The following is a 24,299-nucleotide window of genomic DNA, read 5'->3' on the forward strand; positions in this document are numbered from 1 at the left end:
AAAATTTTGAAAGAGGGGTTGCATGTTAAAATACAGAAACATTTCTTTTATTGGTGCAGGATCTATGGCAGAAGCAATGATATCAGGGCTTATTAACAAAGCTGGTATCTCGCCTGAAAGGATTACTGCAGCAAATCATTCTAATGTTGAAAGAAGATCTGAACTAATTAACAAATACGACATTCAAGCAGTTTCGTTTAATGAGCTTTCATTAAAGAATACAGATGTGATTATTCTTGCGGTAAAACCAAAACAAGCAGAAGAGGTTCTGCAGCAACTAAAGCCGAATCTGCAAGACCACCATGTGATTTTATCAGTTCTCGCTGGAATATCAACACCATTCATTGAAGAGATAACCGGCAAACACCTCCCAGTAATCCGTGTTATGCCTAATACATCCAGTATGATTGGAGAATCCATAACGGGAATCAGTGCTGGTAAGTATGTGAAAAATGAAGATTTGGATTTAGCTCAAGAATTATCTAAAGCAATTGGCAAAGTAAAAATTATCTCTGAGAAACAAATGGATATTTTCACAGGAATCGCAGGAAGCGGTCCGGCATATTTCTACTATCTGCTTGAACATATGGAAGATGTAGCAGTTGAGAACGGACTTGATCGTAAGATGGCTCGAGATATTGCAGCACAGACTTTATACGGAGCAAGTAAAATGGTTATGGAATCAGATGATTCACCTGCTGAACTGCGCAAAAAGGTTACTTCACCGAACGGAACGACTGCAGCCGGCCTTGATGCTCTTGACGAAAACGGCGGCGGGAAAGCAATCGAAGCAGCTGTAGAAAATGCTGCTCAGCGCTCGAAAACATTGCGTAAAGAATTTGAAAAAGTGCCTGTACTCTAAAATATATAAAACACAAAGCTGTTATACGGCTTTGTGTTTTTTTGTGTTTTCTAAACATTGTAGTTTTTGGAAGTTGTTGATTTCCGGTCCAGGTACTCGCTTTCCGCGGAGCAGGCGGTGAGCCACATTCGTACGTTTCACTTTTAAGTGTCTCATCTGTCCCGCTTCATAGAAGTATCCTTGCTCCTGCGTCTGCAAGTAAAAACTACCAATGTGAGCTTCCTCGTCGCATGCCTAGCGAGAAGCTTCTCAGGTGGTAGGCACGCACCTTCCCCTCCAATCCACTTTTCAATGAAGAACTTTAAAACCTCTCTGTAGCAATATTTTTCTAGAAAAGAGCCTTTATGAAATAAAGAAAAAAATCTATTGCTTTTGAAAGTTGTTAATTTCCGGTCCAGATACTCGCTTTCCGCAGGGCAGGCGGTGATCCACATTTGTACGTTTAATTTTAAGTATCTGACCTGCCCGCCAGTCTCGAAGGAGTTTCTCGCCTTTCATTACATTCAGGATGTGAATAAAATTTGGACAGGGCGTTTTAATCAGTTCCTCCTAAGGGTTATGTCCCTTTTTGTATAGTTGAATATATATATATAGAAACTATTTTGAGGTGATTTTTTTTGAAAGAGAAATCTGCGAGAATGTTCCCTTATGGCGGATATGATCCTTTTTCCACTCCTTCTTCAAAAGTATTCTCCCAAAGCCATAACATCCCTGACAGACCTCCTTATGCACCAGCAGCCCCTGCTCTCACAATGCCACAGCAATATACACAAGCATTCCCACAACCATATATGCCATATATGCCGCCAATGATGCCCCCTGGATTAGCCCCTCATCCAATGATGCAGGGTATGCCATTTCAAGGAAAGCAATCAATGTACCCAAACACACAAGGTTCAGGATTTAATTTTGGCAAGATGATGGGTGGAGCAAACCAAGTTATGGGTCTAGCTCAGCAAATGGGAAACATACTTTCTTTATTTAAATAGAGCCTTTTAAAGGCCTCTATTTTTTTTTATTAATCGGTAATATTGTTTCAAAAGATATACTGTCTCTATTTGATGAAGTCCTGCCCAATAAGCCATCCTGATTTGAGGAGAAGGTTTTGAGACTAATTTGATCTGAGAAATCATACTTTTCGAATTAGAAAACCAATCAGTAGAATGAAAAGGTCCATGATAGTTTTCGTACCACACTTCCTCAAGTTTAGGACTGTACAGTTTTTGATTTTTCTTTGTTTTAAAAAGAGATAACTTTTCTTTTGCCGAATCGCTGTACTGACTTTTATAGGCTGAGAATACATCAGAATCATAATCGGAACGAGAGCCAGTATGGGGATAATTACCTGCAAAATTATATACCGGACCAAAATTATTATGCTGAAAGAGCATGACGTATAAGTTTTGTCCTAACATTATTCGTTCTTCTAGGTTTTCAAAACCCTGCATGGTATCCCCTATTGCATTATTTATTGGCAATACCGGAAAGAGAATTTGTGAAAGGTGAAGCCACTCTTGCAGCTTAAAAGATAACTGGTTTTGCAGCTTTTGAAACTGTTCTGTTCTAATCAGGTGCATCTCAATATGACTTTGTTCATTAATTATTTGTGCTGATGGCAATAAAGGAGTGCGGTCGCCATCGAAAAACATCTCCCAAACACCTTCCATAAATGAAGAAACATTAAAGAATTTACATAAGTTAAATACTGATCTCTTCCTTCTTTTACTTTCTTCATATAAGAGTAGTTGAGGATATGCGTCATGAAAAATCATACTGTTCCCTTTTTCGAGCATGAAATATAAGTCTTCAATTACAGAAGGATCTATTAAATCAGGCAAAAACTCCCCTTTTAAATCTGTCATAAAATAACCGGCGTTCCTGGAGACCATGTGTGCTAAAAAAGACCAGTGAACTTCAGGATGTCTTTTATAAAATTCTAGGTAGGCGGCTGTTCTTGTTACATTGTTTATGTTATGAAGTAAGGTTTCTCTTTTAATCCGTTCTATTAATTCTTTGTCTTTTTGAAAAGTTATCGAAAGCCTGCCAGAGCACTCCAATATTTTATTCCATTTCCGCTTTAACTGTTGTTCTTGAATGGTATTGACCTTCCAGGTTACCTTTCTCTTTTTAAACATAAAAAGAGAACGCATTATTATATGGAGTGGAATAAGTGTCAATTTTGTATAAATTCTTTTAGAACTTCTCAATATTAACACCTTCCTTTACTCACAATGTATGAATAGAAAAGGTTTATAACACAAAAAAGCCCCTTAACATGGTAAGGGTGCTTTTTCATTTATTTTGATGCAACGCCACCCGACAGCAAAAATTTCATTGCTTCTTCAGGTTTTACATCCAGTATTTTTATTCTTTCCTTGGGTACTAAAAATGTAAAACCAGCAATCTGAAAGGTTTGTGGAATATAGACTGCAACGTGATCTGCCAGTTCATCTCCTAGACTGCTTACGTCCTCTGTCGTGACAAATCCTACACTTTTCATATTAAGCTCTGGATATTCGATAAGGACAACGGTTGAGAATGACCGTTTTTCACCAAAGAGGGAATTAACGGTATCTTTTATTACTGTATATACCGTTTTTACAAAAGGTGTTTTTTCAAGTACTCGATCAATAAGTCTAAATATCTTGCCTGATATATACTGTGTAGACATCCATCCTAAAACTGTTATTAAAACAAGGGTTGTAACCAGACCAATTCCCGGAATATAGTCTTCTTTTAATACATCCTTTAATAAGTTGCCTAGAATGCTGTCTAAGAAACCAAAGATCTTATAAATTATATAGATCGCTAGCACGATCGGAAGAATTGTTATTAACCCATTAATAAAATATTTGAGTAAAGTCTTCATGTGTTCCTCAACCGTTTTTTAAGATTTCATCGCTGAAGTATTTTGCTGGATTTGAGTCTTAAACTGCTTTTGTAATTCTGCAGTTACAGGTCCAATTTTATATGTTTGTTCTTTTTTTCCTTTTAACTGCACAACGGGCGTTACTTCCATTGTTGTACTTGTAATAAATACTTCATCTGCTTCACTTAGTTCATCCACTGTAAACGATTCTTCCAATACTGGGATATGAAGCTTTTCAGCAAGTTTAAGAACGATTTGCCGAGTAATGCCATTCAAAATAAGGTTTGTAGCGGGATGTGTTTTAAGCGTACCATTTTTCACTATAAAAACATTGGATGATGAACCTTCAGTGACTGTCCCATCCCTATGCTGAATAGCTTCCTGACAGTCCAAATCTGCAGCTTTTCTTTTTGCCATTACATTACCAAGCAAATTTAAACTTTTAATATCACAGCGCAGCCATCGAATATCTTCTGTCAGATATGTTTGAATTCCATTGGACTGAGACTTTTCAATGGAATCTAAAGAAACGGACTTAGCAAACCCTGTAACTACACTCTGCATATTACGTTCATACAAGTGATTACGAGGTGCAACCCCTCTTGTCATTTGAATATAAACCATTCCGTTCACAATATTGTTTTTAGTTATTAATTCTTCTGTTAGATGTTTGAAAGTTGCGATATCATAAGGCATTGCAAGTTCTAATTTTTTTGCGCTTTGCTCAAACCGATCAAAATGCTCGTTAAATGCAAATGGTTTGCTGTCATAAACAAAAACAACTTCATAAATACCATCACCGAATAAGTATCCTCTATCTTCAGGATCTACAGGTATTGAACCACTTTTAATTATCTGTTCGTGATATAAAACGTATGAATTTTCCATGATATAACCACCTCATCTATATAATATGTATGCAATTGAGCTTTCATCTACTGTAAATGAAAAAGTGACTCCCTTCAAGAGTCACTTTATTACAAACGAATATTTTATTTAATGGTTCTTCTCTTAAAGATTGTTATTTTTGACTAATTTGTTTCCTCCTCTTCTATCAACTAGTCAAAGAAGCATACTCAACAAAAAATGTTCAAAAGCAACAATCTTTTTAAAAATATAAAATTAAAAACCGCTCTTTTCAGCGGTCTTTTATTTACTGTTTAACTGTATTAACAACTTTATTGTCTTTTACAGTTACTATATAAAATTCATTGTCCATTTCGATTAAAAAATCTTCATCATATTGCTCTTTAAGTTCTTCTTCAATTTTAAAAGGTTTTTTAAAATGATCATCGATCACATTAAGACGTTCTTTTCTGGTATTTTCACGATTAATCGAATCAAATACAAAATAAGCAAGAAATATAACACTTGCAACAATAATGATTTTTGCTGTTTTACTCAAATTTTGAATCCCCTTCCCCTTTTCTCCAAAAACAAGTATAACCTAAAATCCTTAAAACAAAAACACCTGGTATAAGACCAGGTGTCAAATGTTATTTCCACCATGTATCATGAACTGAGGCAGGAGGATTACGTTTATGCATGGTTTGTACAAATCGTTTTTCAATTTTTTGTTTTGAAGATGCTGAGATTTCTTTTCCTTCTAAATAATTATCGATCTCTTCATATGTTACCCCTAATGCTGTTTCATCTGGAATAAGCGGTTTGTCATCTTCTAAATCAGCTGTCGGCACTTTTAAATAAAGGCGTTCGTCAGCTCCTAATTGTTTCAGCAAAGCTCTACCTTGTCTCTTGTTAAGTCCAAATAAAGGAACGAGGTCACATGCACCGTCACCGTGTTTTGTGAAAAAACCAGTAATCGCTTCTGCTGCGTGGTCTGTTCCAATCACAAGACATTGATAGGCACCAGCTATATCGTATTGCACTTTCATTCTTTCTCGGGCTTTCGTATTTCCTTTAAGAAAGTTATTCAATTCTTTATCAGTTGCATCTTTGAAATTTTTCACCGAGGCATCTACTGCTGATTTAATATTGACCGTAAGAGAAATATCAGGATTAATAAATTTTAAAGCCAATTGTGCATCATCTTCATCTTTTTGTACACCATATGGAAGTCTTACAGCAATAAATGAATATTCTTCACCTGTTTCCTCTCTCAGTTGTTCCATTGCGATCTGAGCTAGTTTACCTGCTAATGTCGAATCCTGTCCTCCGCTAATTCCCAGGACATAACCCTTTGCACCTGTTCTTTTTACATAATCCTTCAAAAACTGTATTCTTTGATTTATTTCATCTGCAATATCTATTTCAGGTTTTACTAGTAATTCTTCGATTATTTTCTGCTGCAAATCCAATTATATCGCCACCTTATTATGTGTGTATTATCATTTCATTTCCACAATTTAAAGTTTCTTAATCAAATTTTATAATCTTTTTCTAATTGATAAAGACATTCCAGTGAACGTTTTGCCCAGTCACTATTATCTTCTTTAAGTTTATTTATGTAATTGCTTAAAGCTGTTCGTAACGATTCTTTGTATTCAGGAGGATTCCCATCATATTCTTTAATAGTATGAATTGGCACCCATGTTCTTTCCCCATTGCTTAAAGCTCTTCTTTCCTGAAAAAATGGAACGTCAGCTTTCTTTGGATTATGAAGGTCGCCTTGCCAAGGATGAGATATAACTGCCAGAACCTTTAAGAGTACCATCTCATTTCTTTCATCTTCTGCCTCACCTATATATTGCCCTGTTTTATAACTGGCAAGCACTAGCTTTTTATGTCCTGTCATTCTTTTTCGCCTCCAATGCATCTATTTCATTTGATACAGTGAAAGCTAGATCCTCGTTCCCAAATAAAGATAAAACCTGCATAAGCGTTTCATTAGCAATATCCTCTGCCTCTTCTTTAGTCACAGTCTGCTCAAGCATATGCATTACATATTCATTATTTCCCTGGTCAGGATAGGCTTTTAAATACAAAGCTTTTGGATCAAGTCCGTTATTTACGCACCACTGGGCATAAATAATGATCATCATTCCTTCATCTTTTTGATAATTACTTATTACTTTTTCAGAAATTTCATTTGCACGGTTCACATTTGTTCCCCCCTAGTACTAGTTGTTAAAGTTAACTTTAAAACAGGCAAAAAGAAAAAGCCAGTATATTTACTGGCTCTTGTTTAAACGCTTTGTTGTTCTTTACTTTCAGTTTCGTATCGGTTTCGAGGATGCTCCAAACATTCCTTTGTACATGAACGTTTATGTTTAACTTCACAATCCGTACAGCACACATGCTGTTTATTGCACTCTGGATTTGCGCAGTTTACGTATCGATCTTCTGTTTTGCCGCAATAATAACATTTAGAGATAACTACATCTTCTTCAGTACGATTAATTGGCACTGAGATCCGCTCGTCAAAAACATAACATTTACCGTTCCAGTATCGTCCTTGTACTTCAGGATCTTTTCCATAAGTTACGATACCGCCTTCAAGCTGTGAAACATCCTTAAAGCCTTCTTGCAATAAGAATCCTGAGAACTTTTCGCACCGGATTCCTCCTGTGCAATATGTTAATACTTTCTTATCTTTAAATTCACTTAAGTTTTCACGGACCCATTTTGGGAAATCGCGTGAAGCTTTTACATCAGGTTTAATCGCACCTTTGAAATGGCCGATTTCATATTCATAGTCATTACGACCATCAATTACGATAACATCTTCATCTTGAAGAGCTTCATAAAACTCTTTTGGCGACAATCGTTTACCCGAAAGCTCATTCGGATTCACATCTTCTTCAAAACGCCAAGTTACAAGTTCCTTTTTATGACGCACAAACATTTTTTTAAATGTATGCTCTTCAACTTCATCTATCTTAAAGACCATATCTTCAAAGCGAGAATCTGCTTTTAGATGATCCATATAGATTTGTGTTTGTTCAAATGTACCTGAAACTGTTCCGTTGATCCCTTCTGGCGCAACAATAATACGTCCTAGAAGTCCTAAATCCTTGCAAAACTTTAAATGTTCGTCTTTAAAGCTTTCCGGATCATCAATCGGTACATACTTATAATACAAAAGTACTCTCATTTTTTCTGACATTAATAATCACCAACCTGCAACGTTAGTTTATTTATGACGCCAAATAAAAAACCACCGGTCCCAATTACCATTCCCCGTGGTGAGTACCGGATTTACCGATATTCAGATATTCAATTGGAAAGTGGCGCGCCCACCAGGATTCGAACCCAGAATACGAGAGCCGAAATCTCGTGTGATATCCATTTCACTATAGGCGCTAATTACCGTCACGATTAATATCATAAACAATAAACAGAAATAAAACAAGCTTTTTTTACAACAATTAAATAGGGTTACCTTAATTTACTAAGTTCAATGGAGTAATTTTTTCTTCAGCACTTTGATATACAGTTATTAACGGTTCCTCTGGTTGCCATTTGAAAATACCTTTTTCTCCATTTAAGATTGCGGGAAAATGAAGTGTAGATGAAAATGCATCTTCAAACCATACACCATGAGAAAGAATATTTGAGATGAAAATTTCAGCTTCCAATTCCATATATTGAATTCTTTTTTCCCATTCTGCTTTTTCATCAGCATTTAAATGCGGCTCCACCTGCTGAAACGATTCGTACCAAAGGTCGAATTCTCTTTGCAGGTTATGCAGAGAATCAAATTCCTTTGAGAGTATTGGCAGCAGCTGGTTCGCTTCTTCTAATGTATAACGTTTCATAAATCATGCTCCTTCATATTCTTGTCAGTATTATAACAAATGAAGGTATTCATGCACACTAAAAATGGCAAGAAGAAAACCTTTTGGTTTCCCAAAAGGCTAAATGGTAAGGCACATTTCTTTTTTTGGATTCTTTAAGTCCAAGTAAAAATCTCTGACAGTATCATCTTCAAGCAGTTCAGGGAAATCTCTTCTGTATTCTGAACTGATTAAAATTTGTTCTACGAGATCTGCTGAACCTTTTCTAAGAAGCAGCCTCAATGTTAACCATTTGTCCCTTTTGGCTTTTAAATGAAATTTCGTAATAAACAACATGATTCTATCATCACAAGTGAACGTTTTTTCCTTTTCTTTTCGTAAATTAATATGAGATACAGTTTTCATAGAGAAACACCCTCCTTTAATTTGCGAGCTCTTAATACCATTATTATTCAGTTTTTTCTGAAATATACTTGTCCATGTAATAAATCTAGCTTTTTTATGGACGGGTATTAATAGAACAGCCAACATTTGCCTCAAAACTTTTTATTTGATTAAATAACTTTATAAAGCAAATAACTAGGAGCTGTGTTTAGTGAAAAAACTTCAAAGTGAAATTGTACTGGGTAATTTTCATTCCATATTATCGGAATCTGACACATGGAAAATGGGAGGTTTCCCTCTTCCAGATGGATCTTTCCATGAGTTTAGAGAGCCGGAAGCAGTTGTAATCGTAAGAAATGATGAACTATATGTCAGAGTTAATCCATTTACTAAAACCCACCCTTCTGTCCAATTTTTAGATAATGCAAAGCACATGTATTACTCTAAAGAACCAGTGAAGGTCCCTGAAGAAGGCAGCATCACTTTTAAGTGGAATATGCGCTCCCGGCCTATTGGTACGAATCCTGGTGATTTATATGATGGATTTGTTTCTGTAAACTTATTAGATTTTACAACGGGTGCAGCGCTTGATTTCTTTGCCGGAAATGACCAGTATGCCAGTGTTTATGCTGTCCTCCCTTTTCCGGGTGTACAAGTTCCTGAAACGAATAAAACAAGATATTTTTGTATTTTTAAAGAAGAATCAACGTTCAAGCAAAGAGAATGGAATGAATATGAGATCTCTTATAACCGTGCAGCCGATGAAGTTATTTTTTCGGTAAATGGTGATGCTGTTCGAATAGAGAAAAATGTTCCGATTAAGTTTAATGAATTTACAGTGGCACTTGGTTTAATGACGGAAAAAGACTTATCTCCGGAAGGAAGTATTTCCCTTCATGGACAAGGTATCATTGGTGAATGGACACCAATAAAAATCTCGATAGAAGACTGATACAGCAATTCGGCTAATTCTCTTAAAGGTCTGCATGAAGCGGGCCTTTTTTTATGTATTCTAGCAATAATATGAAAATTCCTTTTTTTGCGACAGTTTTATATAATAAGTAATGAGTAAATAAGAGAGGAAGCGGCAAAATGTCCCAAATAAACCTGTTGCAAATTGAAGAAATGACGCTGGACCAGTTACATACTTATTATGAAAATGAGGAATTGACGTCATACGAACTGGTTAAACACTATTTGAAACGAATAGCCATGTACGACAAAGCTGGTCCTTCTATTAATTCTGTTCTTGAGGTAAATCCAGAGGCTCTTTTCATTGCCCGAAATATGGATGCAGAACGAAAAAACGGTAAAGTTCGCAGTCCTTTACATGGTGTCCCTGTGATTGTTAAAGATAATATCGATACTTCCGATCAAATGCATACAAGCGCCGGGTCATTAGCCCTTCAGAATCACTACGCAAAGAAGGATGCGTTTATTGTACAAAAACTTAGAGATGCTGGTGCAGTTATTCTTGGTAAAGCAAATATGACAGAATGGGCAAACTTCATGGCTTATAATATGCCGAATGGCTTCAGTTCTAGGGGTGGACAAGTGTTAAACCCTTATGGTCCCGGTGTCCTTGATGTAAGTGGTTCGAGTTCTGGATCAGGAGCAGCAGTAGCTTGCAATTTTACAATGCTTGCAGTTGGAACTGAAACTTCAGGCTCCATACTCTGCCCTGCAGGAAATAACAATATTGTTGGGATAAAACCTACAGTAGGTCTGGTTTCAAGAACAGGAATCATTCCTATTTCTATTAGTCAGGATACAGCTGGGCCGATGGCGAGAAATGTTAAAGATGCGGCTGTTTTGCTCGAAATATTATCAGGCTGTGACTCTGAAGATTCTGCCACACATTGTGCACCCTCTTCCAACTCCTATACGGAAGGACTTGCAAATGCATCACTAAAGGGAAAACGATTAGGAGTAACGTATGATTTTTGCTTAAGAAACTTAAATGAAAATCAAAAATCGGTGTTTGACCAAGCTCTTTTTGACCTTAAAAAAGAAGGAGCAGAGATTGTTTATTTGGATCAAATTTCTCCATTAGAAAACGGCAGGTTTGATTATAACGTTTTATTGTACGAATTTAAATCAGGCATCAATAATTATCTGAAGACAGTATCCCCAGCACTAGGTTTACAGACGTTATCAGATATCATTGCCTATAACGAAAAACATAAAGAAGATTGTCTAAAACATAATCAAGAATAGTGACCAGACGGAAGGAACATTAACAAGCCCTTCTTACTTAGAGTCTAGATTGAATGATTTAGAGAATACACAAAATAACGGAATTGATTTAGTCATGCATGATAATCAGCTTGATGCACTTATCAGTCCTAATGATGTTTGGTATGGAATTCCTGCAAAAGCTGGCTACCCTTCGATCTCAGTACCTTCAGGATTTGATGAAGATGGATTGCCGCTAAGCATCATTTTGACTGCAGAAGCATTCTCAGAGAAAAAATTGATAGAGATTGCATATGTATATGAACAAGCAACCCAAAAGCGTAAACCAATTGAATTCAAATAAAAAAACCGGGGAATTTCCCTGGTTTTTATTTTGGCTGCTCTTATTTGTTTTCGCAAACCTTTGTTGCGCTTGAAAGAGGTTGATTTCCGCTCCAGGATGCTCGCTTTCCGCGGGGCGTGCAGAGAATGAAAAAATGACCTAAAAGCAACAATCTTTTAGAGAAGAGCCTTTAGAAAAGAACTTTATGTTTATACGATTTTCTTCAATGCAGATATTGCTTGATCAATATCTTCTAAACTCACATCATAATGAGTTGTTAATCGTATTTGACCTTCTCCAAAAGATACAGCAAGAACTCCTTCTCTTTTTAGAGCATCTAAAAATTCTTCATTAGATTTATGAGTTTTTTCAATATTTATTATCACGATGTTTGTGTCTGGTCTATTTTTTAAGAAAAGTCCGCTAATATCTTCAATAGCATCAGCTAGTCTCATTGCTTTTTCATGATCTTCAGCTAATCGGTCTACCATTTCAGTTAATGAGATTATACCACTTGCTGCTAAAAAACCTGCCTGTCTTAAACCGCCGCCTAATCGTTTTCTCCATTTTCTGGCTTTTTGTATCATCTCTTTTTTTCCTGCCAAGAGGGATCCAACCGGAGAACCTAATCCTTTTGATAAACAAATCTGAACTGAATCACAATATTGTGTATAGTCGGTCACCTTTTTATTAGATGCAACTGCAGCATTAAATAATCTTGCACCATCTATATGTACAGGTATAGATGCCTGTTTGGCTACCTCAAAGATGTCTTTCATATTCCCTGTAGAAACAATTGAGCCTCCTGACCGGTTATGTGTATTTTCAAGGCAAATTAATGATGTATCAGGAAAATGAATATCTTCTGACCGGATAGCGCTCTTAACGTCTTTTGGATCCATTGCCCCTTTTGTCCCCCTTATTACACGCGGTTGTACTCCAGCTAAAGCTGAAATAGCCCCTCCTTCATAAAAGAAGATGTGAGACTCCGATTCTACGATAATTTCATCGCCTGGTGAACAAAAGCCAAGAACAGCTAATTGATTACCCTGTGTTCCGCTTGTAACAAATAGTGAGTCTTCCTTACCAAGCATTTCTGCTGCCAGTTCTTCTAACCTATTTATTGTTGGGTCCTCACCGTAAACATCATCCCCTACCGTTGCTTCAAAAATTGCTTGTCTCATTCTTTTAGTCGGCTGTGTCAGTGTATCGCTTCTTAAATCAATCATTCTATCACCTCTGATTTATTTATTCTTCTCAATTATTCCATATAAAAAGCTGGCGTTTCGCTGAATTACTTTGAATCCAAGCTCTTCAAATTTACTGCTGTTTCTGCTGTCTTTCATCACTACTCGCTGTGACGCCACTCGTAATGCTTCTTCTATAACGTCAGGTGTTATCACTCGATAATCAGCACTTCCTTTTAAACCTTGAATTCCTGGCGATTGAACACTCGATTCAAACATCGGATCAAAATATACTACATCAAAACGGTTATCTGCTGCTTTTTTTAAATATTCATAATGATCACTATGAATGACTTCAATGCGGCGCATGGCATCATTCATATCTTTTATACTGCTATCCCATACTTTCAAGCCGCTCTGTACAACAAATGAAATAGCCTTGCTGCTCTCAATCCCAGTCACTTTTCCATTTTCACCGGCTACTAAACTTGCAACAATAGAATCAGAACCGAGTCCAAGGGTACAGTCCAGTAATGACATATCAGCTTTTAATTTTGCTGCTTCGATAAAAGAGTCATTATCGCCTCTAAGTAATTGCTTTACTCTAAACATAGAGGAGTTAGGATGAAAGAAGAAAGGAGAGCTTCCGTCTTTTGGATGATAAGAAATTTTATCTACTCCGATCATTAGAACATTATCGTTATATTTTTCAATAATTGAAGAAATAGAATTGCTGCCTCTATCTACAAAAGAGCTATTTAATAAATGTGCGGTTTCTTTAGCTTTTTCATAAATTCTTTCTGCATTTTTCCCTGCAGTTGTCACTATCATAAAGATCATCCAGTCTAAAAAAATAATTGCTTTAACATATTAGGTATTATTTGCATATCTCTTGGAACAAACCTAAAATATGGGAAGATATATACAAGGAGGCACCATAATGAAAAAAAGCTCCCCCTTCCTGAGATTAGGAAGAATTACATATCGTTTCCGTATTGCTATTATAGCATTTTGGATCTTGACTACCATTCTATTAGGCTTCTTTGCGATAAAATTGCCTTCCATATTGAGCGGCAGCGGTTTTGAGATGGATGGATCATTTTCTAGGGTTGAAAATATTCTCCAAGATAAGTTTAACCAGCCAAAGTCTTCTGTAATGTTAGTCTTTGATTCGAAAAAATACGAAACACAGGATGATGCTTATAAACAATTTGTAAATAAGGCGCTTGCATCAGTGAAGGATGTTGAAGATGCAGTAGGTGTTCAAAGCCCATATGATGCTCCTGACAAAATGATAAAAGAAAATGTTTCTTTTGCCTCAATCCGATTTGATAAAAGTTTTAATGATTTAAAGAAATCCATTGATCAAATTAGAGACAGGTTACCGAAAGATGGTGATATTTCTGTTTCTTTAACTGGCGGTCCTGTTATTGCTGAGGATATGAATACAGCCAGCCAGCAGGATTTAGCGAGAGCAGAAGCTATTGGTATTCCCGCAGCTCTTATTATTCTATTGCTTGCGTTTGGAGGTCTTGTAGCAGCAGGGCTGCCTATAATTGTTGGTTTAATAAGTGTAGCAAGTTCCCTTGGATTATTATACTTTTACGGACTAGAAGCGAACGTAAGTATATTTCTATTAAATGTTGTTCCGATGATCGGACTGGCATTAGGAATCGATTTTGCGCTTCTTCTCGTTAACCGGTTTAGAGAAGAACTTCATCAAGGTATTGAACAAGCTACAATCATATCTGTCCAAACTGCGGGGAGAGCAATTGCATTTTCTGGTTTATGTGTCTTTTTAGGACTATCAGGAATGCTCCTTATTGATATCGATATTTTTAAAACAGTAGCTATTGGCGGAATGGTTGTTGTTGTGTTATCTGTCTTGAATGCAATAACATTCCTGCCAGCGATGCTTGCGGTTCTTGGTAAACGAGTTAACGCTCTGAAAATACTCAAAACAAAAGAAAAAGAACGATCTATCTGGCATTCATTTGCATCGTTTGTGATGAAACGGCCAGTAATAATGGCATTATTTGCAGCTATATTGCTCATCTTCTCAGTATCACCTGTTAAGGATATGAAACTTTCAATCCCAGAAGCAGAGGCTTTACCTCCTGATTATGAATCAAGAATCGCATTTGAAAAGTTTGAAAAGACTTTTGGCGAAGACGAGCTGTACCCTGTTCTCATTGTTGCAGAGTCAGAGGAATCATATTTACAGGATGAAAATACATTGCAGTCTTTAGAACGGTTAGTAAAAGACCTGCAAGAAGAAAATGTAATCGCAAACACAGAATCAATTTTCGATTATACAAATCAATTAAGCAGCACTGAACTATTCCAATTACTTCAGACAGAACAAGGTAAACAACAGCTATCCCCTGCTCTGGAACCTTTCGTAAATGACCGAACAGCGGTTATTCGCGCATATCTATCTGTAGATGTTACAGGAAGCGATGCTAAACATTTTGTGAAAGAATGGGAAAAGAAACATGAAGGTCTTTCTTTAACGATTGGCGGGGCAACTAAGTTTAATCAAGAAATCTTCGACGAGATTATTGAAAAAGCACCATATGGACTCGCTGTTGTACTTGCAGCAACTCTGTTTATACTGATGGTTGCCTTTAGGTCAATCTTTATTCCGCTTAAAGCAATCCTCATGAACATGCTGAGTTTAGCTGCTACTTTTGGTATTCTCGTTTGGATCTTTCAAAGCGGAACAATTATGGAGCCGGTGGAAATTGGTTTGATGATTCCGGTCTTTACTTTTGGTATTGTGTTTGGATTAAGTATGGACTACGAAGTGTTCTTGATCTCTAGAATTCAAGAGAAGTATGAAGAAACGGGTGACAATGATAAAGCAACGCTGCTTGGTCTAACTTCAACTTCAAAGATCATTACATCTGCAGCAGCGATAATGATCGTTATTACTGGATCCTTCGCATTTACAGATGTAATGCCAGTTAAACAGATAGGAATTGCCATTGCATTAGCTATCTTTATCGATGCAACCATTGTAAGGATGATTTTTGTTCCTTCCCTTATGAAGCTTCTTGGACATTGGAACTGGTGGATGCCTTTTTCAAAACGAAATAAACAGCGAAGCACTCTTTAATAAGGGTGCTTTTTCATTAAACAATAGTGGGAAATTAAAACATTATGTCCTATAATAAGAATTAGCTAGTTCTATATTAGGGGTGTTTATATGATCGACACAGTTATTATTATACTTCTTTCTTATTTGCTAGGCTCTATCCCCTTTGCGCTTTTAGTAGGAAAAGTTGGTTATGGAATTGATATTCGGCAGCATGGGAGCGGTAATTTAGGCGGTACTAATACATTTCGCATTTTAGGCAAAAAAGCAGGATTTATCGTTTCTGCTGCAGATGTATTAAAAGGAACACTCGCAGCCAGCTTGCCCGTAATACTAGAAGCAGACCTTCATCCATTGATTGCAGGAATTCCCGCCGTTATTGGACATTGTTATCCAGTATTCGCAAAATTCAAGGGTGGAAAAGCTGTAGCAACATCTGGCGGAGTTCTATTGTTTGCAGAGCCATTATTATTTTTATTAGTCTTGCTTACTTTCTTTTTATCTTTATACATAAGTAAATATGTATCTCTTTCATCGATCATGGCGGGTGTGGGTTCAGTAATTTTAAGTTTTTTCCTTGCTGATGACATTACTACTTATATCCTCATTGGGTTTACCCTCTTTTTATTGTACAGACATAGACAGAACATTGTTCGGATCGCCAAGAAAACTGAACCAAAAGTAAAGTGGATTTAATGACCGTTCTTAAAAATAAGAACGGTTTTTTCTTATATTTATTAAAAATAGGCTCTTCTCCTAAAAAAGTACAGGCGATTTCACTAAAAACTCCGCATTTGTCCGTGTCCGTTTAGGTGTTTCGGTCATATGGTGTAATGTGACGTTGACCTATACTTAAATATTTGGAGGGACTGAAATGGAAAATAAGAAAATGAATATGCCTTATGGTGACAATATGAATATTGGTATGAAGCCAGTAGCTAACATGCCTCTTCACGGTGGATACGGCGGTGGCTATGGTCATGGTTATGGTTATGGATGTGGATTCTTAATTATTGTTGTTCTATTCATTCTATTGATCATTATTGGTGCTACAGCTTTCCATTGTAAAGACGACTGCGACAAAGATGAGTCATCATCATCATCTCATTAATGTAATTATTTTATGAAAAAAAAGAGAGAAGCGGATCCGCTTCTCTCTTTTAATGTCCTGTGTTAGAATTAGATTACATACGATTACCAAAATTAACCATAAGATTAACAGTGTTGGTCATAAGCTCCTAACAGGTTCTCCAAGATTTCCTCTGGTGAATGATTTTCAATGTTATGTCTGTGGATAAAATGTACGACTTTTCCATCTTTTAAAAGAGCCATAGAAGGAGAAGAAGGCGGGATATCACCAAAGAATTCTCTGATCTGTGCAGTTGCTTCTTTATCCTGGCCGGCAAATACCGTAACAATCTGGTCAGGTTTTACTTCGTGGTTTAATGATGCTACTGCTACTGGACGAGCAAGACCTGCTGCGCATCCACATACGGAGTTTATTACTACAAGTGCAGTTCCTTCAGTTTCTTGCATAAAATAATTTACTTCTTCTGGTGTCTTTAATTCTTCAAAACCAGCACGAGTCAATTCATCTCTCATGGGCTGAGCCATTTGTTTCATATATTCTTCATAGGCATTCATAAAGTATTCCTCCTGAAAACGAATCATTTACATACAATGTTATTATAGCGTAAATAAGCTTTTTTTTTAACTGTTTCGACTTAACTCATGAATGGCCGAGTTTTCTATTATATTCACTTCCTTATCTGAAAAAGAAAAGCTAGCTTTAATCATTGCTCTGGCAACACTGCTCGCATCAATTGGTTTATATTTTTTCGGAAAAATAAAAGGAAGTGCTGTATAAATCTTTTCGGCAAATCTTTCTCCGAAACGGAATTCGTTACGATCACCAATTAATAAGGATGGTCGTACTATAGTAAGGTTTTTTAAATTTATGGAGATCAATTTTGTTTCCATCTCCCCTTTTACTCGATTGTAAAAGAACAAAGATTTGGAATCTGCTCCCATTGCAGAAATGATTGCGACATTTTGAACATTTAACTTAATCGCTAACTTTGCCAGTTTGACAGGAATGTGAAGGTCAACCTCTTCAAATCTTTCTTTTGTTTGTGCTTTTTTCATGGTGGTACCAATACAAATAAGCATACTATCTGCTTTTATGTTTTCAATCTTATATTCTGAACTTGTAAAGTCAAATAACACCTCTTTAATTTTTGGATGCTTAATTTCTGAGTTTTTTCTAACGAGTAGGATAATTTCACTGCAAGTCGGATCAGAGATTAGATGTTTTACAACTTCTTTACCAACAAGACCGCTTGCTCCTGCTACAATTACTGTTTTTTTCATCATACTTATAGTCCCTTCTGCTTTTTAAAAACGTTTGAAAAATATTAATACAGGCTGGTGCTAATTTTGGAACATTCTTATTTTATCACTGGATTTCCAGGTTTTATAGCTACAAAACTATTAGATGCACTTCGTCATAAATATCCTTCGTCACAATTTTATTTACTTACGTTAAAACAAGAAAGAAAAATTGCTGAACAAAAACTTAAAGACGCCGATAAAAACACCATGCTTTTAGAGGGTGATATAACAAAAGAAGGGCTTGGTCTGCCATATTATTTGAGGAGAGAAATAGCTGAAAAAATAACACATTGTATACATCTTGCCGCACTTTACGATTTAACAGCAGCTTATTCTCCTTCTTATTCTTGTAATGTCCTTGGTACTGAAAATGTAATAAAATTTGTACAAGGCTGTAAGAATATTAAACGTTTTTGTTATTTCAGCACTGCATATGTATCAGGAAATGAAAAAGGAAAAATAGTAGAATCCAGCTTGTCAGAACCTGCTGGCTTCCGGAACTATTATGAACAAACCAAGTATGAGGCAGAACGATTGGTAAGGATGTATTTGAATGAACTGCCAATCACTATAATAAGACCTGGAATCATAGTAGGAGATTCAAGAACTGGCGAAACAATAAAATTTGATGGTCCTTATTTTATGATGCAATTTTTAAGAAGACTATCTGCTCTGCCAATCCCTTATATCGGTCGTACTGCTTCTAATATTCACCTTGTTCCGGTGGACTTTATTATTAATGCTTCTATATTTTTGATTCACGATAAACGGGGAGAATCAAAAACTTATCATTTATTAAGTCCATCATCGCCCAAGATCCATGATGCTTATACTTTAATATGCAAAGAGCTTAATGATAAGAAACCTAGCTGGCATTTGCCTCGATCAATTGCGGATCGAATGTTATCCATTTCTTTTATTTCAAAATGGCTTGGTGTACCCCGTGAAACTATTTCTTACTTCTCACATGAAGCAGAGTATGATACTTCTCAACTAGTCGAAGATCTAGAAGGTACTGGTATAACATGCCCGCCTTTTGAAGAATATGTGCCAGTACTTGTACGGTACTATAAAGAAAATGCTGCTGATGCTTCATTAAAGCGTTATTAATAAAAAATATGAGGGCTGTTTAAAAAGTGAGATAAATTTACTTTTGGCAGCCCCAATTTTTTTTATAAAATAAAAAAAAAATAAAATCCTCTTTCGCAATCATTGTTGCTCTTGGAAGTAGTTGATTTCCGTTCCAGGATGCTCGCTTTCCGCGGGGCGTACGGTGAGCCTTCTCGGCGCTTTGCGCCATTAGAAGTCTCACCTGTCCCGCTGCTCCCGCAGGAGTCTCGCACCTTGCACTCCAACCAACTTGTCAATGAAGAGAATGAAAAAATGAGCCAAAAGCAACAAACTTTTAGAGAAGAGCCTAATAAAAAGAGGCATGACCTCAAAAGTTTTTGAGTCATCCTCCCTATTTTTAAACGAGACTGCTGTTCTTGCTGACAACTTCTGCTCCAAGTGTATTTTTAAAATGGGAAAGCGCCCATTCGTGCCCTGGCTGGCTAAAACTTTGCACAGCATCCTCGTGTATCACAATTGAAAACCCTTTATTGTATGCATCTACAGCAGTATGTAATACACAAATGTCAGTACATACTCCTGTCAGATGTACTTCTTGAATATTTCTCTCTCTTAATTTAATCTCCAGGTCTGTACCCGCAAAAGCACTATAGCGTGTTTTATCGAGCCATAAAATATTCTTTTCTGGTCGAGCCATGTTCCTAACGTATACTTCTTTAAGTTTCCCGAACAGTTCCCTGCCTTCTGTATTCCTTATATTGTGTGGAGGAAACAGTTTGTTCTCTGGATGATAGGGATCATTTTCGTCATGAACATCCACAGCAAAAACAACATAATCATCATTTTTAATAAATTCGTCAGTAATAGCTGCAATTCTCTCTTCTATTGCCTGACCTGGTTTTCCGCAAGTCAGCTTCCCTTCATCAGCGACAAAATCATTTGTGTAATCAATAACTACCAAAGCTTTCATCTTTTCCTCCTATTTATCAAGTGTCTCAATTTCAACACTTCGTATTCCTTGAATTTTTTTTACATCATCATACAGATCAGTGGTGTACCTTTTTTCATAAATGGAAGCAGCCATCTCCATTTTCCGATTATCATTCTCGAGATCTTTAATTCTTACGTTTACAATACGGACGTTAAGCTCGTTAATTTGTTTCATTACATCACTCATGTTTGTTTCGGGGTCTACGATTAATTTTAACTTTACATCAATCTGCCTTAATGCTTTTGGTCCTATCCACTTCATAATCAAAGGTATCAATTCTACGCTGATTAAAATTAACAAAGCTCCAGCTGCAGCTTCTTTATAAAAACCTGCCCCAGCAGCAATTCCTAAACCAGAAGCTCCCCAAATCATTGCAGCTGTTGTAAGCCCTGAAATAACATCATTGCTTCTTCTCAATATTACTCCTGCTCCAAGAAAACCTATCCCGCTCACTATTTGAGCTGCAAGACGCATGGGATCCATAACGGTTTGTCCTGATACGGTAGAAAATTGTTCAGCTGATTCAATGCTTACAATGGTGAGCAAACAACTGCTGATCGAGATGACAAGGCTTGTTTTAAGCCCTACTGGTTTGTTTTTTAATTCGCGTTCGATACCAATCATTAATCCAAAAAAAGCGGATATTCCTAGTTTAACTAAGACAACACTCATGATGTTTGCACCTCTTCTCTGTTTTTGCCCTTACTTAATAATACGCAAACTACCGCATATATTCCTTCTAAACATTAAGCTGATTAATTTGAATTGGTAAAGGTTTTCCGTTTATAATAAGAAAAGCTATATTATCTGAAAATAAAAATAATTCTGTAAAGGAGGTTTAGCTAAAGTATTCTTCAACACAATTAAAGGAGGAAGTTCAATGTTACCTAAAAAACAGAAAAACTATGAAGAACCAAGGTATAGCGAAATTGTTCGTTCCAATTACTTTAAGCAGCTGATGGAAGAAAAAAAGCGTTTTATTTTACCGATGACTTTATTTTTTTTACTTTTTTATTTCAGTCTTCCCGTCCTGACAGCTTATTCCGATGTCTTAAATAACAAGGCAATCGGCGATATTTCTTGGGCATGGATATTTGCTTTTGCACAATTTATTATGACATGGGCACTTTGCATGATCTATACAAAAAAAGCAAAACGATTTGATGAACTTGCAGAAAAAGTTGTTTCTGAAATGGACAAGGAGGTCTCTTCATGAATGGTACAGCATTCACTTTATTCTTAGCAATCGTAGCCCTTACTTTAGTCATTACATATTTTGCTTCCAAAAGGACGAAAACAACGAGTGATTTCTATACAGCTGACGGCGGTCTAACTGGAATGCAGAATGGACTTGCCATTGCAGGGGATTATATGTCGGCTGCGTCGTTTTTAGGAATAGCAGGTTCAATCGCTCTAGCTGGATTTGATGGTTTCTTCTATAGCATCGGGTTTTTAGTTGCTTATCTTGTTGTTTTATATCTAGTCGCCGAACCTCTTCGAAATTTAGGGAAATATACGATGGCAGATATGATTGCTGCACGGTTTAATGATAAAAAAGTGCGCGGTGTCGCAGCATTGAATACTATGGCAATCTCAACGTTCTACATGGTCGCTCAGCTTGTTGGCGCAGGCGCCCTTATAAAACTTCTCCTTGGAATCGATTATGTATATTCTGTACTGATCGTAGGCGTCTTGATGACTGTCTATGTTGTATTTGGCGGAATGACAGCTACGTCCTGGGTACAGATTGTAAAAGCAGTTCTTTTAATGATTGGAACATTTATTATTTCAGTTATGGTTTTTGCAAAGTTTGGATTCAGTTTTACAGAAATGTTTGCACAAGTTAAGGAAGCTACTCCATTAGGAGAATCTTTCTTGAATCCGGGCAATAAGTTTAAGGATCCGCTTGATACGATTTCATTAAATTTAGCTCTTGTGTTAGGAACAGCTGGACTTCCTCACATATTAATTAGGTTTTTTACTGTTAAAGATGCACCAACCGCGAGAAAGTCTGTAGTTTATGCAACATGGCTTATAGGTGCCTTTTATATCATGACGATCTTCTTAGGATTCGGTGCTGCAGCATTTGTTGGTCAAGATGACATCGTAGCAGCAAATGCGGCAGGAAACATGGCTGCTCCCCTTTTAGCACAAGTATTAGGCGGAGAATTCTTATTCGCATTCGTTTCTGCTGTTGCATTCGCGACAATTTTAGCTGTAGTTGCCGGTCTAGTTTTATCAGCAGCTTCAGCATTTGCTCATGATTTTTATACACACATTGTTCGAAAAGGTAAAGCTACTGAAAAGGAACAGATGAAAGCAGCAAAATGGGCATCTGTCGGTGTTGCGATTTTATCCATTATTTTGGCTTTATTCGCACAAAAATTGAATGTAGCTTTTTTAGTATCACTTGCATTTGCAGTTGCAGCTAGTGCAAACCTTCCAATTATCTTATTAACGATTTTTTGGAAACGCTTTAATACTGCTGGTGCCGTTACTGGTATGATTGTGGGATTATTAAGTTCTCTTATCCTTGTAGCCCTGTCTCCAAGTGTCTGGTCTCCAGTAGAGGGAGCAGCGATTCTAACGGGAGAAGCTATTTTCCCTCTTGCTAACCCTGGTATTGTTTCTATCCCTCTTGGCTTCTTAGGTGCATTTATAGGAACAATGCTTTCTAAGCCGTCTGATGCTGACAAGTTTAATGAAATTCTTGTAAAAGCTAACACAGGTTCAGGTCTGCGTAAAGGTGCATAAAGGAAAAACCGGCTGTCAATCAGCCGGTTTTTCACTTGTATCTGCATTTTTTGGAACGAACGGATAAAATAATATTCCAGATGCAAGCAGAGCAATTCCAAAGAGGAATGTTTTAATATCAGCTGTTCCTGCGTATATAACCCAAATCGAATAGATAGCTGCTAATGATGCTATAATACCATCTGTGATTCGTTTATTGCCGGTATCTTCATATGTCTCCCCTTTTATTACGAGTTTTAATTGATAAAGGGATGCGACAATATAAGGAACTAAAAACGCAAGAGTAGCTATAAATATCATAAAGTCAAATGCCTGCGCCATGGATTGTGAAACGACTGAAAATAAAAAGAGCTGTGTACATAAGTTAGTGACCCACAAAGAAAAAACGGGAGCGCCTTTTTTATTTTCCTTTAGAAACGCAGGTATAAACATCCTTTGCTGTGCTGCCTGAAAAGGTACTTCGGCTGAAAGAAGTACCCAGCCAATCGTTGCTCCTAATAATGAAATAACTCCGAGCAGTGCCATAACCATGCTTCCTGATGGACCAATTGCAGCCATTAGCGCATCGACCAGCGGCTTTTGGGAAGATACCAATTCATTTTGAGGTAGAGTCCCCATAACTAACAGAGTGATGCTTAAATAAAGTGCCAGAGCTATTAAAAGCCCCAAAATAGTTGCTTTTTTAACATCGCTCTTTTTCTTGGCTCGTGTCGAGAATACAACTGCTGATTCTACACCAACAAACGCCCATAGAGTTGCGATCGCTGCATTATTAATCTGGCTTAGAAATCCGTTAGCTACTCCGCCTTCTCCTTCAACTGGCTCGTAGAAAGGAACAATGTTACTGCTCTGAAACGCATACATACAAGCAAAAATGAATAATAAGAATCCTAATACTTTTGCAGCAGTAGCTATAAAGTTAACTTTCCCAGCGCCTTCTATCCCATTTAAAATTAAGAAGTGTACGCCCCATAGAAGAATCGTACATACGATAAATGTTATGACTCCCCCAGTGGTTATAGTTGTTCCCATAACCTTAAATAAGGGATTTGAACTGGTCATTACAGGAAAGAATGTAGATAAATAACTAGCAAAAGTTGTTATGATAGCAACGTTTCCTGACCAGTTAGCAACCCAGTAACCCCAGCTGACAAGGTATCCGCTCAATAAAGACGATTTTTTGTTTTCCTCAAATAATGCCTTTGCATAATTTTGCGGACCGCCATTTAATTCTGGTTTTCTAAGAGATAAATTCCCAAAAACCAGAGCCGTCATTAAAACACCAAAACCTGTTATTACCCATGCTGAGATTACTCCTGCAGGACTAGCGACTTCTGCTAAAGATCTTGGCAGCATGAAGATTCCTGACCCTACCATATTTCCTACTACCAGGGCTGTTAATACCCAAAAACCTAGATTTCTTTTCATTGAAATACCACCTTTCAATCATCATTTATTTTACCCTATTGGCTGATTTT

Annotated in this window: 28 protein-coding genes and 1 tRNA gene; 11 read left to right on the top strand and 18 right to left on the bottom strand. The window is 36.8% G+C overall.

What is annotated here, in order from left to right; all coding sequences use genetic code 11:
• Positions 1–22: 22 nt before the first annotated feature.
• Together proC and ACFW35_RS09280 are read left to right on the top strand one after the other, a co-directional pair.
• Positions 23–862, top strand: a complete 840-nt coding sequence (proC, locus tag ACFW35_RS09275) for a pyrroline-5-carboxylate reductase (RefSeq protein WP_379845263.1) — start codon at positions 23–25, stop codon at positions 860–862.
• A 617-nt stretch (positions 863–1,479) separates the two neighbouring features.
• Positions 1,480–1,851 carry a hypothetical protein gene (locus ACFW35_RS09280; RefSeq protein WP_379845264.1) on the top strand — a complete coding sequence of 124 codons (372 nt, stop codon included), beginning with the start codon at positions 1,480–1,482 and terminating at the stop codon, positions 1,849–1,851.
• Between the two features lie 6 nt (positions 1,852–1,857).
• Here the strand turns inward: ACFW35_RS09280 and ACFW35_RS09285 are convergent, their stop codons facing one another.
• The 11 genes from ACFW35_RS09285 to ACFW35_RS09335 all read right to left on the bottom strand — a co-directional run bounded on the left by ACFW35_RS09285 (position 1,858) and on the right by ACFW35_RS09335 (position 8,833).
• A complete protein-coding gene (locus tag ACFW35_RS09285; RefSeq protein WP_379845266.1) occupies positions 1,858–2,997 on the bottom strand; it encodes a DUF2515 family protein in 1,140 nt (379 codons plus the stop codon).
• Positions 2,998–3,158: 161 nt separating this feature from the next.
• Complete coding sequence (locus tag ACFW35_RS09290) at positions 3,159–3,731, bottom strand: DUF502 domain-containing protein (protein ID WP_379845267.1); 573 nt, start codon at positions 3,729–3,731, stop codon at positions 3,159–3,161.
• Positions 3,732–3,749: 18 nt separating this feature from the next.
• Entirely contained in the window at positions 3,750–4,619 is an 870-nt protein-coding gene (gene dat / locus ACFW35_RS09295; RefSeq protein ID WP_379845269.1) for a D-amino-acid transaminase, read from the bottom strand.
• Between the two features lie 265 nt (positions 4,620–4,884).
• On the bottom strand, positions 4,885–5,136 hold the full coding sequence (locus ACFW35_RS09300) for a hypothetical protein (RefSeq protein WP_379845271.1): 252 nt from the start codon (positions 5,134–5,136) through the stop codon (positions 4,885–4,887).
• 91 nt (positions 5,137–5,227) lie between these two features.
• Positions 5,228–6,043, bottom strand: coding sequence for an ammonia-dependent NAD(+) synthetase (gene nadE / locus ACFW35_RS09305; RefSeq protein WP_379847446.1), 816 nt, complete (start codon positions 6,041–6,043; stop codon positions 5,228–5,230).
• Positions 6,044–6,111: 68 nt separating this feature from the next.
• The gene (locus ACFW35_RS09310) at positions 6,112–6,486 is read right to left on the bottom strand and encodes a kinase-associated lipoprotein B (RefSeq protein ID WP_379845273.1); all 375 of its coding nucleotides are present in this window, start codon (positions 6,484–6,486) and stop codon (positions 6,112–6,114) included.
• Positions 6,473–6,793, bottom strand: a complete 321-nt coding sequence (locus tag ACFW35_RS09315; RefSeq protein ID WP_379845274.1) for a hypothetical protein — start codon at positions 6,791–6,793, stop codon at positions 6,473–6,475. The genes ACFW35_RS09310 and ACFW35_RS09315 overlap by 14 nt, the downstream gene beginning before the upstream one ends.
• 83 nt (positions 6,794–6,876) lie before the next feature.
• The gene (locus ACFW35_RS09320; protein ID WP_379845276.1) at positions 6,877–7,797 is read right to left on the bottom strand and encodes a rhodanese-related sulfurtransferase; all 921 of its coding nucleotides are present in this window, start codon (positions 7,795–7,797) and stop codon (positions 6,877–6,879) included.
• A gap of 122 nt (positions 7,798–7,919) precedes the next feature.
• Positions 7,920–7,994: transfer RNA gene (locus tag ACFW35_RS09325), tRNA-Arg, on the bottom strand.
• Between the two features lie 80 nt (positions 7,995–8,074).
• Entirely contained in the window at positions 8,075–8,449 is a 375-nt protein-coding gene (locus ACFW35_RS09330) for a DUF2203 domain-containing protein (RefSeq protein ID WP_379845277.1), read from the bottom strand.
• Positions 8,450–8,548: 99 nt separating this feature from the next.
• Entirely contained in the window at positions 8,549–8,833 is a 285-nt protein-coding gene (locus ACFW35_RS09335; protein WP_379845279.1) for a hypothetical protein, read from the bottom strand.
• Positions 8,834–9,023: 190 nt separating this feature from the next.
• On the opposite strand from ACFW35_RS09335, the gene ACFW35_RS09340 reads away from it, so the two are divergent.
• The 3 genes from ACFW35_RS09340 to ACFW35_RS09350 all read left to right on the top strand — a co-directional run bounded on the left by ACFW35_RS09340 (position 9,024) and on the right by ACFW35_RS09350 (position 11,351).
• A complete protein-coding gene (locus ACFW35_RS09340) occupies positions 9,024–9,764 on the top strand; it encodes a DUF6081 family protein (RefSeq protein WP_379845281.1) in 741 nt (246 codons plus the stop codon).
• Between the two features lie 140 nt (positions 9,765–9,904).
• Complete coding sequence (locus ACFW35_RS09345; protein WP_379845283.1) at positions 9,905–11,029, top strand: amidase family protein; 1,125 nt, start codon at positions 9,905–9,907, stop codon at positions 11,027–11,029.
• A gap of 49 nt (positions 11,030–11,078) precedes the next feature.
• Positions 11,079–11,351: a hypothetical protein gene (locus ACFW35_RS09350; RefSeq protein WP_379845284.1), complete on the top strand. Its 273-nt coding sequence runs from the start codon at positions 11,079–11,081 to the stop codon at positions 11,349–11,351.
• A gap of 188 nt (positions 11,352–11,539) precedes the next feature.
• Here the strand turns inward: ACFW35_RS09350 and ltaE are convergent, their stop codons facing one another.
• Both ltaE and ACFW35_RS09360 read right to left on the bottom strand, forming a co-directional pair.
• Positions 11,540–12,559, bottom strand: coding sequence for a low-specificity L-threonine aldolase (ltaE, locus tag ACFW35_RS09355; protein ID WP_379845286.1), 1,020 nt, complete (start codon positions 12,557–12,559; stop codon positions 11,540–11,542).
• Positions 12,560–12,574: 15 nt separating this feature from the next.
• The gene (locus ACFW35_RS09360; RefSeq protein WP_379845288.1) at positions 12,575–13,348 is read right to left on the bottom strand and encodes a class I SAM-dependent methyltransferase; all 774 of its coding nucleotides are present in this window, start codon (positions 13,346–13,348) and stop codon (positions 12,575–12,577) included.
• 109 nt (positions 13,349–13,457) lie between these two features.
• On the opposite strand from ACFW35_RS09360, the gene ACFW35_RS09365 reads away from it, so the two are divergent.
• The 3 genes from ACFW35_RS09365 to ACFW35_RS09375 all read left to right on the top strand — a co-directional run bounded on the left by ACFW35_RS09365 (position 13,458) and on the right by ACFW35_RS09375 (position 16,725).
• Positions 13,458–15,635 carry an MMPL family transporter gene (locus ACFW35_RS09365; RefSeq protein ID WP_379845290.1) on the top strand — a complete coding sequence of 726 codons (2,178 nt, stop codon included), beginning with the start codon at positions 13,458–13,460 and terminating at the stop codon, positions 15,633–15,635.
• Between the two features lie 90 nt (positions 15,636–15,725).
• The gene (gene plsY / locus ACFW35_RS09370; RefSeq protein WP_379845291.1) at positions 15,726–16,310 is read left to right on the top strand and encodes a glycerol-3-phosphate 1-O-acyltransferase PlsY; all 585 of its coding nucleotides are present in this window, start codon (positions 15,726–15,728) and stop codon (positions 16,308–16,310) included.
• A gap of 229 nt (positions 16,311–16,539) precedes the next feature.
• On the top strand, positions 16,540–16,725 hold the full coding sequence (locus tag ACFW35_RS09375) for a YjcZ family sporulation protein (protein ID WP_379847448.1): 186 nt from the start codon (positions 16,540–16,542) through the stop codon (positions 16,723–16,725).
• 104 nt (positions 16,726–16,829) lie between these two features.
• On the opposite strand, the gene ACFW35_RS09380 is transcribed toward ACFW35_RS09375, so the two are convergent.
• Both ACFW35_RS09380 and ACFW35_RS09385 read right to left on the bottom strand, forming a co-directional pair.
• Positions 16,830–17,258 carry a BrxA/BrxB family bacilliredoxin gene (locus ACFW35_RS09380; RefSeq protein ID WP_379845293.1) on the bottom strand — a complete coding sequence of 143 codons (429 nt, stop codon included), beginning with the start codon at positions 17,256–17,258 and terminating at the stop codon, positions 16,830–16,832.
• A 66-nt stretch (positions 17,259–17,324) separates the two neighbouring features.
• Positions 17,325–17,987, bottom strand: a complete 663-nt coding sequence (locus ACFW35_RS09385) for an oxidoreductase (protein ID WP_379845295.1) — start codon at positions 17,985–17,987, stop codon at positions 17,325–17,327.
• 63 nt (positions 17,988–18,050) lie between these two features.
• On the opposite strand from ACFW35_RS09385, the gene ACFW35_RS09390 reads away from it, so the two are divergent.
• The gene (locus ACFW35_RS09390; protein ID WP_379845296.1) at positions 18,051–19,115 is read left to right on the top strand and encodes an SDR family oxidoreductase; all 1,065 of its coding nucleotides are present in this window, start codon (positions 18,051–18,053) and stop codon (positions 19,113–19,115) included.
• 358 nt (positions 19,116–19,473) lie between these two features.
• Here the strand turns inward: ACFW35_RS09390 and ACFW35_RS09395 are convergent, their stop codons facing one another.
• Both ACFW35_RS09395 and ACFW35_RS09400 read right to left on the bottom strand, forming a co-directional pair.
• Entirely contained in the window at positions 19,474–20,046 is a 573-nt protein-coding gene (locus ACFW35_RS09395; RefSeq protein ID WP_379845298.1) for a cysteine hydrolase family protein, read from the bottom strand.
• Between the two features lie 9 nt (positions 20,047–20,055).
• Positions 20,056–20,739 (bottom strand): MgtC/SapB family protein, encoded by a 684-nt coding sequence (locus tag ACFW35_RS09400; protein WP_379845299.1) that lies wholly within the window; start codon positions 20,737–20,739, stop codon positions 20,056–20,058.
• A 208-nt stretch (positions 20,740–20,947) separates the two neighbouring features.
• Between ACFW35_RS09400 and ACFW35_RS09405 the strand changes: the two genes are divergently transcribed.
• Positions 20,948–21,283 (top strand): DUF485 domain-containing protein, encoded by a 336-nt coding sequence (locus tag ACFW35_RS09405; RefSeq protein WP_379845301.1) that lies wholly within the window; start codon positions 20,948–20,950, stop codon positions 21,281–21,283.
• Complete coding sequence (locus ACFW35_RS09410; RefSeq protein WP_379845302.1) at positions 21,280–22,821, top strand: solute symporter family protein; 1,542 nt, start codon at positions 21,280–21,282, stop codon at positions 22,819–22,821. The genes ACFW35_RS09405 and ACFW35_RS09410 overlap by 4 nt, the downstream gene beginning before the upstream one ends.
• Positions 22,822–22,836: 15 nt before the next feature.
• Here ACFW35_RS09410 and ACFW35_RS09415 read toward each other — a convergent pair whose 3' ends face one another.
• Entirely contained in the window at positions 22,837–24,255 is a 1,419-nt protein-coding gene (locus ACFW35_RS09415; RefSeq protein WP_379847449.1) for an amino acid permease, read from the bottom strand.
• Between the last annotated feature and the right edge of the window lie 44 nt (positions 24,256–24,299).

This window comes from Fictibacillus sp. NPDC058756 (genome assembly GCF_042746035.1).
In the GTDB taxonomy this organism is placed as follows: domain Bacteria; phylum Bacillota; class Bacilli; order Bacillales; family Fictibacillaceae; genus Fictibacillus.

What these genes read in the sequence shown, in the direction of transcription:
- proC (WP_379845263.1), top strand. Translation starts at nt 23, where the DNA reads ATGTTAAAATACAGAAACATTTCTTTTATTGGTGCAGGATCTATGGCA.
- ACFW35_RS09285 (WP_379845266.1), bottom strand. Translation starts at nt 2,997, where the DNA reads ATGTTTAAAAAGAGAAAGGTAACCTGGAAGGTCAATACCATTCAAGAA.
- ACFW35_RS09290 (WP_379845267.1), bottom strand. Translation starts at nt 3,731, where the DNA reads ATGAAGACTTTACTCAAATATTTTATTAATGGGTTAATAACAATTCTT.
- dat (WP_379845269.1), bottom strand. Translation starts at nt 4,619, where the DNA reads ATGGAAAATTCATACGTTTTATATCACGAACAGATAATTAAAAGTGGT.
- ACFW35_RS09310 (WP_379845273.1), bottom strand. Translation starts at nt 6,486, where the DNA reads ATGACAGGACATAAAAAGCTAGTGCTTGCCAGTTATAAAACAGGGCAA.
- ACFW35_RS09320 (WP_379845276.1), bottom strand. Translation starts at nt 7,797, where the DNA reads ATGTCAGAAAAAATGAGAGTACTTTTGTATTATAAGTATGTACCGATT.
- ACFW35_RS09330 (WP_379845277.1), bottom strand. Translation starts at nt 8,449, where the DNA reads ATGAAACGTTATACATTAGAAGAAGCGAACCAGCTGCTGCCAATACTC.
- ACFW35_RS09335 (WP_379845279.1), bottom strand. Translation starts at nt 8,833, where the DNA reads ATGAAAACTGTATCTCATATTAATTTACGAAAAGAAAAGGAAAAAACG.
- ACFW35_RS09345 (WP_379845283.1), top strand. Translation starts at nt 9,905, where the DNA reads ATGTCCCAAATAAACCTGTTGCAAATTGAAGAAATGACGCTGGACCAG.
- ltaE (WP_379845286.1), bottom strand. Translation starts at nt 12,559, where the DNA reads ATGATTGATTTAAGAAGCGATACACTGACACAGCCGACTAAAAGAATG.
- ACFW35_RS09360 (WP_379845288.1), bottom strand. Translation starts at nt 13,348, where the DNA reads ATGATAGTGACAACTGCAGGGAAAAATGCAGAAAGAATTTATGAAAAA.
- ACFW35_RS09365 (WP_379845290.1), top strand. Translation starts at nt 13,458, where the DNA reads ATGAAAAAAAGCTCCCCCTTCCTGAGATTAGGAAGAATTACATATCGT.
- plsY (WP_379845291.1), top strand. Translation starts at nt 15,726, where the DNA reads ATGATCGACACAGTTATTATTATACTTCTTTCTTATTTGCTAGGCTCT.
- ACFW35_RS09375 (WP_379847448.1), top strand. Translation starts at nt 16,540, where the DNA reads ATGAAGCCAGTAGCTAACATGCCTCTTCACGGTGGATACGGCGGTGGC.
- ACFW35_RS09380 (WP_379845293.1), bottom strand. Translation starts at nt 17,258, where the DNA reads ATGAATGCCTATGAAGAATATATGAAACAAATGGCTCAGCCCATGAGA.
- ACFW35_RS09385 (WP_379845295.1), bottom strand. Translation starts at nt 17,987, where the DNA reads ATGATGAAAAAAACAGTAATTGTAGCAGGAGCAAGCGGTCTTGTTGGT.
- ACFW35_RS09395 (WP_379845298.1), bottom strand. Translation starts at nt 20,046, where the DNA reads ATGAAAGCTTTGGTAGTTATTGATTACACAAATGATTTTGTCGCTGAT.
- ACFW35_RS09400 (WP_379845299.1), bottom strand. Translation starts at nt 20,739, where the DNA reads ATGAGTGTTGTCTTAGTTAAACTAGGAATATCCGCTTTTTTTGGATTA.
- ACFW35_RS09405 (WP_379845301.1), top strand. Translation starts at nt 20,948, where the DNA reads ATGTTACCTAAAAAACAGAAAAACTATGAAGAACCAAGGTATAGCGAA.
- ACFW35_RS09410 (WP_379845302.1), top strand. Translation starts at nt 21,280, where the DNA reads ATGAATGGTACAGCATTCACTTTATTCTTAGCAATCGTAGCCCTTACT.